The 16,215-nt window shown below is 54.9% G+C and carries 16 protein-coding genes; 11 read left to right on the top strand and 5 right to left on the bottom strand.

Translation table 11 applies throughout. From position 1 onward, the window contains the following. Nucleotides 1–143: 143 nt before the first annotated feature. The 3 genes from coaBC (at nt 144) to slmA (ending at nt 2,514) form a co-directional block, all read left to right on the top strand. Nucleotides 144–1,358 (top strand): bifunctional phosphopantothenoylcysteine decarboxylase/phosphopantothenate--cysteine ligase CoaBC, encoded by a 1,215-nt coding sequence (coaBC, locus tag EM595_RS00300; protein ID WP_067426612.1) that lies wholly within the window; start codon nt 144–146, stop codon nt 1,356–1,358. After that, nucleotides 1,336–1,794, top strand: coding sequence for a dUTP diphosphatase (gene dut / locus EM595_RS00295; RefSeq protein WP_067426609.1), 459 nt, complete (start codon nt 1,336–1,338; stop codon nt 1,792–1,794). The genes coaBC and dut overlap by 23 nt, the downstream gene beginning before the upstream one ends. A gap of 123 nt (nt 1,795–1,917) precedes the next feature. Next, the gene (slmA, locus tag EM595_RS00290; protein ID WP_067426605.1) at nt 1,918–2,514 is read left to right on the top strand and encodes a nucleoid occlusion factor SlmA; all 597 of its coding nucleotides are present in this window, start codon (nt 1,918–1,920) and stop codon (nt 2,512–2,514) included. A 34-nt stretch (nt 2,515–2,548) separates the two neighbouring features. Here slmA and pyrE read toward each other — a convergent pair whose 3' ends face one another. Next, entirely contained in the window at nt 2,549–3,190 is a 642-nt protein-coding gene (gene pyrE / locus EM595_RS00285) for an orotate phosphoribosyltransferase (RefSeq protein ID WP_067426602.1), read from the bottom strand. 54 nt (nt 3,191–3,244) lie between these two features. Beyond that, the gene (gene rph / locus EM595_RS00280; protein ID WP_067426597.1) at nt 3,245–3,961 is read right to left on the bottom strand and encodes a ribonuclease PH; all 717 of its coding nucleotides are present in this window, start codon (nt 3,959–3,961) and stop codon (nt 3,245–3,247) included. Nucleotides 3,962–4,117: 156 nt separating this feature from the next. On the opposite strand from rph, the gene EM595_RS00275 reads away from it, so the two are divergent. Next, on the top strand, nt 4,118–5,302 hold the full coding sequence (locus EM595_RS00275; protein WP_067426593.1) for a NupC/NupG family nucleoside CNT transporter: 1,185 nt from the start codon (nt 4,118–4,120) through the stop codon (nt 5,300–5,302). A 21-nt stretch (nt 5,303–5,323) separates the two neighbouring features. Here the strand turns inward: EM595_RS00275 and EM595_RS00270 are convergent, their stop codons facing one another. Next, entirely contained in the window at nt 5,324–5,767 is a 444-nt protein-coding gene (locus tag EM595_RS00270; protein WP_067426590.1) for a DUF3574 domain-containing protein, read from the bottom strand. A 124-nt stretch (nt 5,768–5,891) separates the two neighbouring features. Here EM595_RS00270 and EM595_RS00265 point away from each other — a divergent pair, with 124 nt between their 5' ends. Beyond that, nucleotides 5,892–6,755 carry a YicC/YloC family endoribonuclease gene (locus tag EM595_RS00265; RefSeq protein WP_067426587.1) on the top strand — a complete coding sequence of 288 codons (864 nt, stop codon included), beginning with the start codon at nt 5,892–5,894 and terminating at the stop codon, nt 6,753–6,755. A 67-nt stretch (nt 6,756–6,822) separates the two neighbouring features. Here the strand turns inward: EM595_RS00265 and EM595_RS00260 are convergent, their stop codons facing one another. Beyond that, entirely contained in the window at nt 6,823–7,494 is a 672-nt protein-coding gene (locus EM595_RS00260; RefSeq protein WP_067426585.1) for a YecA/YgfB family protein, read from the bottom strand. 243 nt (nt 7,495–7,737) lie between these two features. Between EM595_RS00260 and EM595_RS00255 the strand changes: the two genes are divergently transcribed. The 6 genes from EM595_RS00255 (at nt 7,738) to EM595_RS21325 (ending at nt 14,347) form a co-directional block, all read left to right on the top strand. Then, nucleotides 7,738–8,877, top strand: coding sequence for an alanine racemase (locus EM595_RS00255; protein ID WP_157883901.1), 1,140 nt, complete (start codon nt 7,738–7,740; stop codon nt 8,875–8,877). 87 nt (nt 8,878–8,964) lie between these two features. Beyond that, a complete protein-coding gene (locus EM595_RS00250) occupies nt 8,965–9,360 on the top strand; it encodes a polyketide cyclase (protein ID WP_067426581.1) in 396 nt (131 codons plus the stop codon). A gap of 606 nt (nt 9,361–9,966) precedes the next feature. Beyond that, entirely contained in the window at nt 9,967–10,608 is a 642-nt protein-coding gene (locus EM595_RS00245; protein ID WP_067426575.1) for an oligosaccharide flippase family protein, read from the top strand. A 276-nt stretch (nt 10,609–10,884) separates the two neighbouring features. Next, nucleotides 10,885–12,198: an MFS transporter gene (locus EM595_RS00240; RefSeq protein ID WP_067426573.1), complete on the top strand. Its 1,314-nt coding sequence runs from the start codon at nt 10,885–10,887 to the stop codon at nt 12,196–12,198. Further along, entirely contained in the window at nt 12,191–13,531 is a 1,341-nt protein-coding gene (locus EM595_RS00235) for an enolase C-terminal domain-like protein (protein WP_067426571.1), read from the top strand. Before EM595_RS00240 ends, EM595_RS00235 begins: the two co-directional genes overlap by 8 nt. 198 nt (nt 13,532–13,729) lie before the next feature. Next, nucleotides 13,730–14,347 (top strand): trimeric intracellular cation channel family protein, encoded by a 618-nt coding sequence (locus tag EM595_RS21325; RefSeq protein WP_067426569.1) that lies wholly within the window; start codon nt 13,730–13,732, stop codon nt 14,345–14,347. On the opposite strand, the gene ligB is transcribed toward EM595_RS21325, so the two are convergent. Further along, complete coding sequence (gene ligB / locus EM595_RS00225) at nt 14,322–16,028, bottom strand: NAD-dependent DNA ligase LigB (protein ID WP_067426567.1); 1,707 nt, start codon at nt 16,026–16,028, stop codon at nt 14,322–14,324. The genes EM595_RS21325 and ligB overlap by 26 nt on opposite strands. Nucleotides 16,029–16,215 lie beyond the last annotated feature (187 nt).

Below are 16,215 nucleotides of genomic sequence, written 5' to 3'. Positions count from 1 at the left end.
GCCAGCCAGCCGCACTCATCCGCTTTACGAGACGTCTCGCAAATGCAGCCGCCTGTGCCACGTTGCGCGGCATGAGCTGTGATAAAATAACGCTATTGTGACGCATCAGGCGTAACTTCCCGTATTTCACAGGCAGGCAAATTATGTTCGGATTAGCCGGTAAAAAAGTGCTTCTTGGTATCAGCGGCGGGATTGCCGCCTATAAAACACCTGAACTGGTGCGACGGCTGCGCGATCGTGGCGCGGATGTGCGCGTGGTGATGACAGAAGGCGCAAAGGCATTTATTACGCCGCTGACTTTACAGGCGGTGTCGGGCTATCCGGTGTATGACGATCTGCTCGACCCGGCAGCCGAAGCCGCAATGGGCCATATCGAACTGGGGAAATGGGCCGATCTGGTGATTCTCGCACCGGCCACCGCTGACCTGATTGCGCGTGTTGCCGCCGGAATGGCCAACGATCTGGTCACCACCGTGTGCCTGGCCACGCCCGCGCCGATTGCCGTGGTGCCCGCGATGAATCAACAGATGTACCGCGCGCTACCGACCCAGGACAACCTGCAACGGCTGGCGGTGCGTAACGTCATGATTTGGGGCCCCGACAGCGGCAGCCAGGCCTGTGGCGACGTTGGCCCAGGCCGCATGCTCGATCCGCTGGAGATTGTCGACCATGCGGTGCAATGGGCGCAGCCCGTCAACGATCTGCAACATCTGCAGATTATGATTACCGCTGGACCGACCCGTGAAGCGCTTGATCCGGTGCGTTACATCAGCAATCACAGCTCCGGTAAAATGGGATTTGCTATCGCAGAGGCGGCGGCGGCGCGCGGGGCGCAGGTGACGCTGGTTGCCGGGCCGGTAACGCTGCCGACACCGCGCGGCGTTACGCGGCTGGATGTCACTACCGCACTGGAGATGGAGCAGACGGTGATGGCGCACATATCACAACAACATATTTTCATTGCCAGCGCAGCCGTGGCAGACTACCGCGCGGCAGAGATTGCCGAGCAAAAAATCAAAAAACAGGGCGATGTGCTTTCCCTGACCATGGTTAAAAACCCTGACATCGTGGCAGGCGTCGGCGCGCTTCAGTCGAACCGCCCGTATGTCGTCGGATTTGCCGCAGAAACCCGGAGTGTGGAAGAATACGCGCAACAAAAACGGGTGCGGAAAAATCTGGATCTCATCTGCGCCAATGATGTCTCCAAAACCGGGCATGGTTTCAACAGTGATACCAACGCTCTTCACCTTTTTTGGCAGGAGGGAGAAAAAGTCTTACCGCTCAGCGATAAGAAACTCCTTGGCCAACAGTTATTAGACGAGATAGTCCGCCTTTATGATGAAAAAAATCGACGTTAAAATTATCGATCCACGCGTGGGTAATGAATTTCCTCTGCCAGCGTATGCCACCTCGGGCTCTGCTGGCCTCGACCTGCGCGCCTGCCTTGATGAGAGCGTTGAGCTGGCACCAGGCGCCACCACGCTGGTGCCAACCGGTCTGGCAATCCATATTGCTGACCCATCGCTGGCGGCGGTAATCCTGCCGCGCTCCGGGCTGGGCCATAAACATGGCGTAGTGCTGGGCAACCTGGTAGGACTGATCGATTCCGATTATCAGGGGCAGCTCATGGTTTCGGTGTGGAACCGCAGCCAGACCAGCTTTACCATCCAGCCGGGCGAACGCATTGCGCAGTTGGTTTTCGTGCCGGTTGTCCAGGCTGAGTTCAATCTGGTTAACGATTTTGACGCCAGCGCGCGCGGTGAAGGTGGTTTTGGCCACTCCGGCCGCCAGTAATATCCCGCAGTACGTACCATATCCAGGACATTTAATTAACGCCGTTGTGCCGTAAGCCTTGTGCTTGCGGCCGCTGCGTGGGTATTCGCCCGCATAAGGTAAATTTCAGGGGTCTTTTACATCATGGCAGAGAAGAAAAGCGCGAAACGGAATCGTCGCGAAGAGATTTTGCAGGCACTGGCGCAGATGCTGGAATCCAGCGATGGCAGTCAGCGCATTACCACCGCCAAACTGGCGGCCAATGTGGGCGTATCGGAAGCCGCACTCTATCGTCACTTTCCCAGCAAAACGCGTATGTTCGACAGCCTGATCGAATTTATCGAAGACAGCCTGATTACCCGCATTAATCTCATCCTGAAAGATGAAAAAGAGACGCTGACGCGGCTGCGCCTGATTGTGCAGCTGATTCTGGGCTTCGGCGAGAAGAACCCAGGCTTAACGCGCATTCTTACCGGCCATGCGCTGATGTTTGAGCAGGATCGGCTACAGGACCGTATTAACCAGCTGTTTGAGCGTATTGAAGTACAGTTACGTCAGGTAATGCGCGAACGCAAAATGCGGGAAGGCGAAGGTTTTCAGATCGATGAAACGCTGTTGGCCAGCCAGTTGCTGGCATTTTGCGAGGGAATGTTGTCGCGCTTTGTCCGTTCAGAGTTTCGCTATCGCCCAACGGCGGAGTTTGAGGCGCGCTGGCCGCTGTTAGCCATGCAGTTAGTCTAAGGCGATGCGGGCGCAATGCCCGCTCACCCGTTAATCAGATGCCGTACTCTTGCTGATAGCGACGCACCGCCGCCAGATGGTCGGCCATCTCCGGCTTTTCCTGCAGATAATCAATCAGGTCGGTCAGGGTAATCAGCGCGGTAACTTTGCATTTATAGTCGCGCTCAACTTCCTGAATCGCTGAAATATCGCCGCGGCCACGCTCCTGACGATCCAGCGAAATCAACACGCCCGCCAGCGTAGCGCCGTTGGCCGCAATGATCTCCATCGATTCACGAATAGCAGTGCCGGCGGTGATCACATCGTCCACCAGCATGATTTTGCCCTGCAGCGGGCTGCCAACCAGCAAACCGCCTTCGCCATGATCCTTGGCCTCTTTGCGATTAAAACAATAAGGCACATCGCGGTCATGATGATCGGCCAGCGCTACGGCGGTGGTGGTGGCAATGGGAATGCCTTTATAAGCCGGGCCAAACAGCAGATCGAAATCGATAGCCGCATCCACCAACGCCTGCGCATAAAAACGGCCCAGCAGCGCTAAATCGCGGCCGCTGTTGAACAGGCCAGCGTTGAAGAAATAGGGGCTGATGCGGCCCGATTTCAGGGTGAATTCACCAAATTTCAGCACCTGCTTGTTCAGGGCAAATTCTATAAACTGGCGCTGCCAGGCTTTCATATTTCTCTCCTCAACAATGCGAAAAAAAGGCGACTCATTGGTCGCCTGTCATTATCAGTTTTCCAGCGCCGCCTTCTGCGCCGCAATTAACTCGTCAATGCCGCCGCGGGCCAGCGCCAGTAACGCCAGCAGCTCTTCATGGCTGAACGGCTCGCCTTCTGCGGTGCCCTGCACTTCGATCATCCGGCCATCTTCCGTCATCACGACGTTCATGTCGGTTTCGGCGGCAGAATCTTCAACGTACTCCAGATCGCACAGCGCTTCGCCGTTAACGATGCCCACGGAGATTGCCGCGACCATGCCTTTCATCGGATTGGCTTTCAGTTTACCTTTTGCCACCAGATGATTCAGCGCATCGGCCAGCGCTACGCAGGCACCGGTGATTGATGCGGTACGCGTACCGCCGTCGGCCTGCAGCACATCACAATCCAGCGTGATGGTGAATTCGCCCAGCGCCTTCAGATCCAGCGCAGCGCGCAGGGAACGGGCGATCAGACGCTGGATTTCCAGCGTACGGCCACCCTGCTTGCCTTTTGCGGCTTCGCGGGCGTTACGGCTGTGGGTCGCACGTGGCAGCATGCCATATTCAGCGGTTACCCAGCCTTGTCCCTGGCCTTTCAGAAAACGCGGCACGCCTTCTTCAATCGTGGCGGTGCAAAGCACTTTGGTATCACCGAATTCAACCAACACAGAACCTTCTGCATGTTTCGTGTAATGACGGGTCAGTGTGACGGGACGCACCTGCTGTGCGCTACGGCCTGCTGGACGCATGGTTTTTCTCCGGCTTGCTATGATTGGCTGCGCATTATACGGGCTTCGACCGCCGATGCATACCGCCGCTCATCATCAAGGTTGCCGCAGAGAAGGGATGAAACGGCCAGCCGATTGTGGCTAAATGCGCTTTTCCTCCTCCTGAAAAGATATCTTATGTTAACCCTGCTGCATTTTCTGCTGGCGCTGGCGGTGATTTTTGCCCTTGCGCTGCTGGTCAGTAACGACCGCAAAACTATCCGACCGCGTTACATCATTCAGCTGCTGGTGATTGAAGCGGCGCTGGGCTATTTCTTCCTGCATGCCGCCAGCGGCTTGACGCTGATAAACTATGTTTCGGCGTTCTTCGAGGCTTTACTCGGTTTCGCCGCGAAGGGAACGGAATTTGTGTTTGGCGGCATGAGCGAGCAGGGACTCGCCTTTATCTTTTTGGGCGTGCTCTGCCCAATCGTCTTTATCTCGGCGCTGATCGGCATTTTGCAGCACTGGCGCATTTTGCCGCTGCTGATTCGTCTGGTCGGCACCGGCTTATCGAAAATCAACGGCATGGGCAAACTGGAATCGTTTAACGCGGTCAGCTCATTGATCCTCGGCCAGTCGGAAAACTTCATCGCCTATAAAGGCATACTGGCCGATATTCCGCCGCGTCGACTCTACTCGATGGCCGCCGCGGCGATGTCAACCGTTTCGCTTTCGATCGTCGGTGCCTATATGTCGATGATTGAGCCCAAATATGTGGTTGCCGCGCTGCTGCTAAACATGTGCAGCACCTTTATTATTCTGTCGATCATCAACCCAACGCCGCGTGGCGCTGAGGCTGAGATCAGCCTGGAAAGGCTGCACGAAGATCAGAGCTTTTTTGAGATGCTGGGGGAATACATTCTCGCGGGCTTCAAGGTAGCGATGATTATTTTGGCGATGCTGATCGGCTTTATTGCGCTGATAGCTGCCGTCAACGCCCTGTTTAGCGCGCTGTTTGGCATCAGCTTTCAGCAAATTCTTGGCTACCTTTTTTATCCTTTCGCCTGGCTGATTGGCATTCCGGCGTCAGATGCATTGCGGGCGGCGAGCATTATGGCCACCAAGCTGGTGGCCAACGAGTTTGTGGCGATGATCGAGTTGAAAAAGATTGCAGCTGAAATGACGCCGCGCGGACTCGGCATTCTGTCAGTGTTCCTGGTCTCTTTCGCCAACTTCGCCTCGATAGGCATTGTCGCCGGTGCCATCAAGGGCCTGAACGAGCAGCAGGGCAACGTAGTGTCACGCTTTGGCCTGAAACTGGTGTACGGCTCAACGCTGGTTAGCCTGCTGTCTGCCGCTTTCGCCGGCCTGTTTCTGTAATCTGACGGCCCGCGGCGCGGTTCAAAAACCGACGCAGGCGGGCTGATCCACCCGCATCACCGATTCCTGCTGGAAGCGCTGCTTATAAATCGTGCGCAGCGCTTCAATTTTTTCGTGATTCTCTGCGCCCATGCCATGAATCAGCAGCAGCGCCCTGCTTTTCTCACGCGCCAGCGTGCCATCTTTGCCCATCCATTGCCCGTTGCCCTCAATCACCGACAGACCATCGGAGAAGCGTGGCGTGACCTCTTTATCGACAAAGTTTTGCCACTCTGCGGCTGAAATCGGCGCGCCGTGCGGCCGGTTTAAACCAAACCATAAGGTCGTTTGCACCATCATCTCGCCCGCTGCGCAGATCGGCTGCGGTCGGGTGCCGTGTGGCAGAGGTTGTGGCGGCGGTGGCGGCATGGCGCAGCCACTTAATAACAGCGTTAACATCGCGGCGGCGCAAAATTTTCTCTTCATTGTCTTCCCTATGTTGATGATGAATGTGCGTCGGGGGATTTGTCAGCATAGGGGCTTAGTCCTATCATGCTCCGGCTTGCACCGCTATAATTCCTGCATCTTTTCTTGAAACAGGTATGCAAAAATGATCCGCAGTATGACGGCCTACGCACGACGTGAAACCAAAGGCGAATGGGGCAGCGCGGCATGGGAGCTTCGCTCCGTGAACCAACGTTACCTTGAGACCTACATCCGCCTGCCGGAGCAGTTCCGCAGCCTGGAGCCGGTTATCCGCGAGCGGATCCGTAACCGTCTGACGCGTGGCAAAATCGAATGCAACCTGCGTTTCGACAGCGACGCCAGCGCGCAAAGCGAGCTGATGCTGAATGAAAAGCTGGCCAAACAGCTGGTAAAAGCGGCGAACTGGGTAAAAATGCAGAGCGATGAAGGTGAAATTAATCCGCTGGATATTCTGCGCTGGCCGGGCGTGATGTCTGCTCAGGAACAGGATCTGGATGCGATTGCCGCTGAACTGCTGAGCACGCTGGATCTGGCTATTGATGACTTTATTGCCGCACGCGAAAGCGAAGGCGCAGCGCTGAAAACCATGATTGAGCAGCGTCTGGAAGGCGTTAATGTGGAAGTGGCCAAAGTCCGTAGCCAGATGCCAGATGTGGTGAAATGGCAGCGCGAACGCCTGATCAGCAAACTGGAAGAGGCGGAAGTGCAGCTGGAAAACACCCGCCTTGAACAGGAACTGGTGATGATGGCGCAGCGTATCGACGTAGCGGAAGAGCTGGATCGCCTCGACGCGCACGTTAAAGAGACCTACAACATCCTGAAAAAGAAAGAAGCCGTTGGCCGTCGCCTCGACTTTATGATGCAGGAGTTCAACCGTGAATCGAACACGCTGGCTTCTAAGTCTATCAATGCAGAGATCACCACCTCAGCCATCGAGCTGAAAGTGCTGATTGAACAGATGCGCGAGCAGATTCAGAACATCGAATAACCCCGATCAGCCCGTAAAAAAGCCCGCATTATGCGGGCTTTTTGCATCATACACGGCAGCAGAACGATCAGTGCAGGCAGCAGTTTTTGTATTTCTTGCCGCTGCCACAGGGGCAGGGATCGTTGCGGCCAACCTGCTGTTCGGCTACGTAAGGCATCTGCACCGGTGCGCTGGGGGCAATCGGCTGCGAAAGCCAGTGGCCGTGCAGCTCCAGTGCGGCCGGGCCAATCGCCGCGATGCTCTGCTCAAACGCTTCCGGCGTGAGTTTTTCAACCCGCGGAAAATTCTCTTCGGTGCCGTGCAGCTTTATCGCTTCCAGTGCAGGCTGCAAATTTGCCGGCAGTGATGACCAGTCATCCAGCGCCACGCCGCGCATATAGCCGAAGCACCACTCTTCCACTACGGTGAAATCCTGATCTTCAACGGTGTTGACGCCAAACAGCGGCTCGAACTGATCGGGATAATCGTGCAGACGATCGGCGATATCATTCATGTGACGGAAAGTCAGATCCATAAAGCGCTGCAGCTCGCGCTCGTTGGTCCAGCGTGGCACGTTTTTCTCGCCGCCCCACAGCGCCACCATCCAGACTTCCGGCTCAATCATCGTCGGGCCAGAAAGCACCGCGGTGAGCAGGCCATCCAGCTCGGCCACGTCCATCACGGAATCTTCATTGCCATATTTGATTAAGGTGTCCTCAAGCCACTCCAGCTCTTTTTCATTCAGTGGGCCTTCTTTCATGCTGTTTCCTCTTGAGATGATTCGGCATTGCCAACGCAGTCAGCGAATGCACGCCCGAACGGGATTAATGGCGCGATGGTGCGCTTCTCAGCGCGGAAATACCAGGGCTTATCACTATGGTAACGTAAGCCCGGCGATCAGATAAAATCTTTCACTGCGGGAGCCACCGCCGCCCACCGGCTGATTGATCTCTGCTACGCAGCGGACCATGATGAGAGTCTCTCTCTTATGCGGAGCCCAATGATGGAACTGCCCGATCTCACCGATTTTTCCCGTCCTTTATATGACGACCGTCCGACGCCGTGGCTGGAAATTGATAAACAGCGCCTCGATCGTAATTTGATGACGATGCAGCATAAAGCCGAGCGAGCAGGTGCCCGACTGCGGCCACACGTCAAAACGCATAAAAGCATCGCCATTGCTCAACGCCAGCTGGCATTGGGCGCGGTGGGTATTACCGTGGCGAAACCGGAAGAGGCGATGGTGTTTATTCAGGGCGGCGTGCGCGATCTGATGCTGGCCTATCCGGTGGTGACGCCGGGTACGCTTGCGCCGTTGCTGGCGCTGGCAGCCGAACATCAGGCGCGTCTGACGCTGATTGCCGCGTCGCTGATGGGCGTTGAGGCGATCGCGACGGCGGCCCAGGCGCAGCCCGATTGTCAGCTGGCGGTAGCCATTAAGGTGGATGTCGGGCTTGGTCGCGTTGGCGTGCAGGCTGAATCCGATGACGGGCTTCATCTTGCCGCCAGCATTGCCCAGCATCAGCTGCGCTTTGCCGGGCTGGTGGCGCACGCTGGCCATGCTTATGGCGCAGAGAATCTTTCCGCTATTACCGCCATCGCCGCGCATGAAATGCAGCAGCTGCGCCTGTTGCAGCAACGGCTTGCAACAGCGGGCTTTAACTATTGTCCGCTGTCAGTGGGCGCCACACCCACCGCACTGGGCGCACCGATCGCTGCTGCCACCGACGAACTGCGGCCGGGCAACTATGCGCTGCTCGATCTCACCGCGCTTCGGCTTGGGTTATGCGACGCCGATGCGCTGGCGATGACCGTGGTGGCGCGAGTAGTTGCCACTAATGCGCGCTACGCCATTCTGGATGCCGGCTCAAAAGCATTGAGTTCCGATCGCGGGCCGCACGGCACTAACGCCGCGGGTTTTGGCCTTGCGGTAAATGCCACGCAGGGTTTCTGGATCGAGAAGCTGTCAGAAGAGCACGCTTTTGTGCCGCACCAGGGCGTCATTCCTACGCTGGGCAGCCTGATGCGCATTTTCCCCAACCACGCCTGTGCGGTGATGGCGCAGTTTGATCGCGCCGTTTTGCGGGATGAAGACGGCCAGGCAGAAATCATTCCGATTGATGCGCGTGGCAAATTTTGTTGAGCCATACCAGTGATTTAACACAAAGCGATTCCCATCCCGCGGAGGCAATGGTTAAATCATTTCATTCCCCCGCGAGCTGGAGACACTATGCTGCCGTCGAAAACGTTAAGCCTGACCATTCCCCGTAACTGGGTCGACCTGTATGAAACGATTTGGAAGCCGGACTATTTTCCGCAGTGGGCATCCGGACTAAGCCAGACGCCGCTGGAAGCAGAAGGCAATCATTGGGTTGCGAAAGGACCAAAGGGCACGGTAAAAGTACGGTTTAGCGACTACAACCCTTTCGGCATTATGGATCACTGGGTGGATACCGGCCTGGGCCGCGAGATCTATATGCCCATGCGCGTTATCGCCAATCAGGAAGGTGCCGACGTGGTGATCACCGTTTATCGCCAGCCATTTACCGGCGATGCGCGTTTTGCAGAAGATATCGCCTGCGTCGAGCGTGATTTGCAGGCGTTACATACCCTGATGACGACCTGAAAGCGTCATCAGTAAAAAAATCGCATTAACTGTTGGTATAGCCACCATTTTTTTAGCTGAGCGACGTTAACGATTCAGGCTGTAAAAAACAGCCTGAAGTAAGACTTACTTAACTATTAAATCCTGAAAAATTCCTGGAAATCCGCACCAAACCAAACACAGACGTTTGATATAAAAAGAGATTATCAATTTAGCATTCGGTAGCCTGCTATCTTACTCTACGATCACTTAACAATTGGATTTACGCATAAGTGGAATTACTTGCAATATACAAAACCATTTTTTAATCAAACTAATTTATAAGAGTTTTCTTATGGTGCTTAATTAGCTAAAGCAGCGTATAAATTACTCCACACACAGCAACACCTATAATTAAAACGTTACATATAAAAATGAAATTTTAGCCGCCCCGGCAAAGATGCTTTCCGCCAGAGAAAACAGCCGGGTTTCGCTTATTATAACTTTTGAACGCTGAGTGCCATTGAAATCCGTTATTTAAAATAAACGGGACGTAAGCACAGCGATTTAATTTTTCTACACCAGCACCTTTATTATTAGTTCTTCAGGCATATACCGGATTACAGCAAACCTTTTCAAGAGCGTACTATGACAACCAAACAAAGAGCCATAAGTGATATCCGCTGGTCTTTACTTTCCGCGGTCAAAATCGTTGCGATTGGTGCGCTACAGCTCTCGCTGCTGGCCCAGGTACTGGGCGAAGGCGAGTTCGATATGCTGGCAACCTCAATCATAATGCTGTTGATCCTCGACACGCTGTGCGATAGAGGTTTTTCGAATAAGATCATTCGTCGCCACATTTTAAATAACAATCAGCTGTCGACGCTGTACTGGTTTAATATTATTAGTGGACTGGCTTTCTTTGCAGTGCTGTTTATTGGCAGCGATGTCATCAGCCGTTTTTCCGGCCAGCCTGAACTGGGTTTAATGATTGAAATGCTGTCACTGGTTTTTATTATTATTCCGCAGGGTCAACATTATCGCGCTATATTACAAAAAGAGCGTCATTTTACTCGTATTGCCCTGACTGAAACCGCAGCGGTAATTACCGGCATGACCGCCACTCTGATTACCGTCTGGTTGTCGCCGTCGATTCTGTGTGCCGTCTGGGGTTATCTGGCAATGGTCTCTGTGCGTACGCTGATGTTCTGCTGTTATGGACGTGAGTATTTTCAGGCTGAGTTCGTGTTCAATATGAAGAGCCTCTCCTCGCTGCGCCGTACCCGCTAATTTCTTTGGCGCGCTTCCGGCGCGCCTGACTTTTCCTGCCATCTTCGTTTTACCCACTCGTGAGCCACTTCACTCTTTTATACAAAAGTTTACGCTTGTCTTAAGCCTGTGCTGGGCAAATCCCCAAATGTTAATCCGCCTGAAAAACCACCGATTATTGCTGCTTACTGGCCGTTGAATTTACAAACCGGCAACACGCTTTGTGCAAACGCCTCAGGTAATCGTGCCCCACTCTGGTAATGCTGATCGTCTCATTTAAAGAAAACTGAGGCCATCATGACAGGGCATGAAAACAAAGAGGTTCGCAGCGCGAACCGGAAATTTTTTGCTCGCATCATTCCGTTGTTGATGCTGATGTTAATTATCAATCAGATCGATCGCTCTAATGTCGGCTTCATCAAGCATGCGCTGGAGTTGGACGTAGGCATCAGCTCTGCCGCTTTTGGCTTTGGTGCCGGGCTGTTTTTTGTCGGCTATGCGCTGTTTGAAGTGCCGAGCAATATCATGCTCGATCGTCTTGGGGCCCGCACCTGGTTGACGCGCATTATGATTACCTGGGGCGCGGTGGTTTTTGCCACCGGCTTTATTACCTCGCCAACCCAGTTCTATTTGCTGCGCTTTTTACTCGGCATCGCCGAAGCGGGCTTCTTTCCCGGCTTGCTGTTCTACTTTCGCAAATGGGTGCCCAACGTCTATCGCGGGCGCGCCACTGCCTTGATCCTCAGTAGCTCCGCCGCTGCTTATTTACTGTCTGGCCCCATTACCGGCGGTTTGCTGGAGATGCATGATTTTATGGGCATTGCTGGCTGGAAATGGGTGTTATTTGTTGAAGGTGCCATCTCAGTACTGGTGGGTATTTTTGCGATTGGCTGGCTGGTATCCACGCCAGACCGCGCAGCCTGGCTAACTGCCGGAGAAAAGCAGGCGCTGCATCAGGCACTGGCTGAGGAATCGGCTACGCGTGATGGTCACTCACAGCAGACATCAAAATGGAAACTGCTGTTTGAAGGCCGGATGCCTTATCTCTGTTTCCTGTTTTTTATTATGTGCATGACCGGTTACACGCTGGTGTTCTGGCAGCCGCAAATCATCAGCCGCATTCAGGGACTGTCGCCCTTTGAAATCGGCCTGCTTACCGCAATTCCCTGGCTGTGCGCCATTATCGCTATCAACATTCTGGGTCGGCTGGCTGACCGTTTTCATCACCGCCGCGAAATGATGCTAGCCGTTGCGCTGCTGGTTTCGGCAGCCGGAACCTTCCTCTGCGCAATCGGCAATCCGCTGATGGGACTGTTCGCGCTGTGTATCGTCTGCGTCGGCACCAAATCGAGTGCGGTCCTGTTCTGGCCGATTCCGCAGGCCAGCCTGCCTTCCAGCATCGTTGCGCCGGGCATTGCCCTGATTAACTCGCTGGGCAACCTTGGCGGTTTTTTTGCGCCCACGGTGTTTGGCTATATGGAGATGAAAACCGGCAGCACTACCGGTGGCCTGATTGCGCTCAGTGCCTGCTCGATTTTTGCCGCGATCACGCTGCTGCTGCGTAAGCCGCATACCGATCATTCTGATATGGAGAAGTCACCCAATGTCTGATACGCCCGTTATTACGGATATGCAGATCATTCCAGTCGCCGGTTATGACAGCATGCTGCTGAATATTGCCGGCGCGCACAGCAGCTATTTCGCCCGCGTGCTGGTTTTGCTGACCGACAGCGCCGGACACACCGGCGTCGGCGAAGCGCCAGCTTCTCTGATCTTGCAAAGAATCCTGCGCGACGCCGCGCCTTTCATTATTGGCAAGAAAATCTCTCAGCTGAACGCCATGCTCACTACGCTGCATGAGCAGGATTTAGCGGCGAAACATCCGCTGCAAAGTGAGCGGGTAGATGAACATCCGTGGAGCCTGGAGAAACACAACAATGCGCTGGCGGTCATTGAAACGGCCTTGCTCGATCTGATGGGCCAGTTTCTTGATGAGCCGGTTGCTCAACTGCTTGGCGCCGGTAAAGTGCGCGATGAAATTCCGGTGTTGGGCTACCTGTTTTATATCGCCGATCGCCATAAAAGCGATCTGCCCTATCGCGAAGGCAGCAGCCGGGAACACGAATGGTATCAGCTACGACATCAGACCGCGCTGACGCCAGCGGACGTGGTAAGGCTGGCAGAAGCGGCGCACGATCGCTATGGCTTCAAGGATTTCAAACTCAAAGGCGGCGTTCATGCTGGCGAGGTAGAAATCGAGACCGCACAGGCATTGAAGAAACGCTTTCCACAGGCGCGCATCACGGTGGATCCGAACGCCTCATGGCAATTGGATGATGCCATTCGCCTGTGTAAAGGGCTGGACGATGTGCTGGCCTACGTTGAGGATCCCTGCGGTGCCGAACAGGGCTATTCTGGCCGGGAAACGCTGGCAGAGTTCAAGCGCGCGACCGGCCTGCGGGTGGCCACCAACATGATTGCCAACGACTGGCGCCAGTTGAATCATGCGCTTCAGCTCAACGCTATCGATATTCCGTTGGCCGACCCACATTTCTGGACGCTGCGTAGCGCCGCCACTATCGCGCAGCTGTGCAACGAGTGGCATCTGACCATGGGATGTCATTCGAATAATCATTTTGATATTTCCCTCGCGATGCTGGCCCATCTTGGTGCCGCCTCACCGGGAGAGATTACCCCGTTCGATACGCACTGGATCTGGCAGGATGGCCAGGCGTTGACCAAAGAGCCACTGCACATCCGCGACGGCAAAATCACGTTGCCGGACAAGCCGGGATTAGGCGTTGAGCTGGATATGTCAGCGGTGGAAGCGGCTAACCGTTTATACAACAGCCTGAGCGTTAAAGACCGCAACGACGCGCTGGTGATGCAACAGTTAATACCTGGCTGGGCCTTCAGCGGCAAACAGCCTACGCTGATGCGCTAACGCTGCGGTTGAAATTACTTTTTTCAATCAGCCCGGCATGCTTGCTGACATGACAGGTAGCCTTAATCCGCGATAATAAAAGGTATTGTTGACAAAATCGCATAAAATCATCTAATGCGAATAAGCCAACGTTAGAAAATTTCAGTCGCCTGAAACTGGCGTAACGCTTAGGCTTGCGCCAACTTTCAGGAGCTGTCTATGTTACTCACTGTGCTTTACCTCATCGGGATTACCGCCGAAGCCATGACCGGCGCGCTGGCGGCCGGACGTCGCAAAATGGATATGTTTGGCGTCATTATTATTGCCTCGGTGACCGCCATTGGTGGCGGCTCGGTGCGCGATATCCTGCTTGGACATTACCCACTCGGCTGGGTTAAGCATCCTGAGTACATCGTCATTGTTGCCGCCGCCGCCGTGGTAACCACGCTGGTCGCCCCGTTAATGAACCACCTGCGTAAAGTATTTCTGGTACTTGATGCGCTAGGCCTGGTAGTTTTTTCAATTATCGGCGCACAGGTGGCGCTGGACAGCGGCCATGCCTCGCTGATTGCCGCCATTGCCGCGGTCATTACCGGCGTATTCGGTGGCGTTCTGCGCGATATGTTTTGCAATCGCATTCCGCTGGTCTTCCAGAAAGAGCTGTACGCTGGCATCGCCTTCGCCTCCGGCTGGATCTACATCCTGCTGCTGAAAACTGACCTTTCGCACGAGCTGGTGATTATTCTCACCTTGCTGTTTGGTTTTATTGCCCGCCTGCTGGCGCTGCGCTTCAAGCTCGGCCTGCCGATCTTCAATTATCCACACCCGGAACATTAAGATCTGCAAAACCGGGAATGCGCTGGCGCTGGAGAAAGGCAGCCAGCTCATTGACGGTGCGGTCAGCGAGAAAGTCCGTTATTTGCCGGGCGGTTTTTGGCCCGATACCCGGCAATTGCTGCCATGCTTCAGGACCACGCGCCTGAATGCTCTGCCAGTTCTCGCTGGCCATTGCATCAAGGGCCGCGGCCGGCAATGGCACACCCAGCGCTTTAAGCCAGCGCTTGAACGGCTGCTGGCGGCTGAACTGAAAACGATGCCAGAGCTGTTCTGCCCGTGCGTTGCTGATGCCAGGCAGGCGCGCCATCTCTTCAACGCTTAAACCGAGCCAGGCAAAAAGCTGCGTGAAATCGTCATGTGCCATCAAACGCTGCCAGCTGCTGCGCTGAATGCCCGCCAGATCGAGAACCGATTTCTGGCTCAGGTTGCTAAGCCGTGCCAAAAACTGTTCACGGCATTCCGTTGCAGGTAACAGGCAGCTTAACGGGTGATAGCGACCGGCATCTGGTTCCACCGGGTAATCACGCTGTGCTACCCGCCAAATCACCTCATCCAGTCGCGGAATCCCCTGCCCGGCCAGGCTAATCGCAATCTGGTCGCCTGCAATGACATCCCATTCACGCCAGCGCTTTATCGATCCCACATTGACCCGGCGCACCGTTTTGTCATCCAGTTGCACCGGCAACAACTCAAGCACCACCGCGATTTTGCCGGTGCGGCCCACGGAAAAGCTCACGCGCGTGACTTCACTGCTCACGCTGGGCGGCTGATATTTCCATGCTGCCACCTCCGATCCCTGCCCCGGTAACCACTGCTTACCCTGTGCACGGCGCGTCTGCTGCAGCACAATACCATCGGTCGCAAAAGGCAGCGCCTGACGAAACCAGTGCTCGCGCCAGGCTTCTGCTTCATATTCATCGCTAACCGGCTTCGTCCACGCGGCAGCGAGCGGAAATCCCCAGTCACGCAGCGTGTTCAGACGCTGCTGCATCTCAACCGGTCCATCCGGCCATGCCCAGATAAAAACGTCGAGCTGATCGAGCAGGTCACTGTTTTCTGTACGCATTAATGCCCCCGCAACCTGCGACCGTGCATTCATGCCGCCATCTTTTGCCTGCTGATGATCGGGCCGCCGTAAAAACAGCTCTCCCTGTAGCACCACGGCAGGTAATGAAACGGGAAGAGTTTTAGGAATGGCAGGAATATTCTCGACTTTTTGCAGCCAGCTTTCGCCGCGCAGGCCGTCACCCCGACTGATCGCTGCAGTCAGCTTTCCCTCGCGGTAAACCAGCGTAATGGCAACGCCGTCCACTTTAGGCTGTACCCATATGTCGCTGCGCGACTGCATCCACCAGGCCACTGCAGACTTATCCGCCAGCTTTTTGACGCCGGTATGCGCTACCGGGTGGGTGAGGTTGCCGCCTTCTGCCCACTGCGACTGATGAGGCAACACATCCGGCTGGAAGCAGCCTTGCCACTGCTGTAAACGCCGTTGCAGGCTGTCATAAAGCGTATCATCCACCAGGCTTTGTCCCTGTTGATAATATGCCCGATCCCACAGGCTAAGCTGCTGGTGCAAGGTGGCTATCTCCGTTGCGGCACGCGCTGGCGTCCAGACCGGACAGAGAGCCTGTAGCGGGCCCGCGACAAGCAACAGCAGTAATGCAAACAGTCCCTTCATAAGTGCTCCTTTTGTACGCTGCCAGCAGTAAACGGTGATTCAGCTATCGATGCCAGCGCACTTTGCGCTATCCGGAAAACGTGCCGCAAGAAACATTCCGGCGTTACTCAAAAGGACAAACAAGCTGCGAGTCATTACGGAAAAGCAAAGAAAAAAGGCGGGCATAAATCACAAACGCTGCATGGCA

Origin of the sequence: Duffyella gerundensis, assembly GCF_001517405.1 — a bacterium.
In the GTDB taxonomy this organism is placed as follows: domain Bacteria; phylum Pseudomonadota; class Gammaproteobacteria; order Enterobacterales; family Enterobacteriaceae; genus Duffyella; species Duffyella gerundensis.
This window is presented reverse-complemented; position numbering and strand designations above follow the sequence as displayed.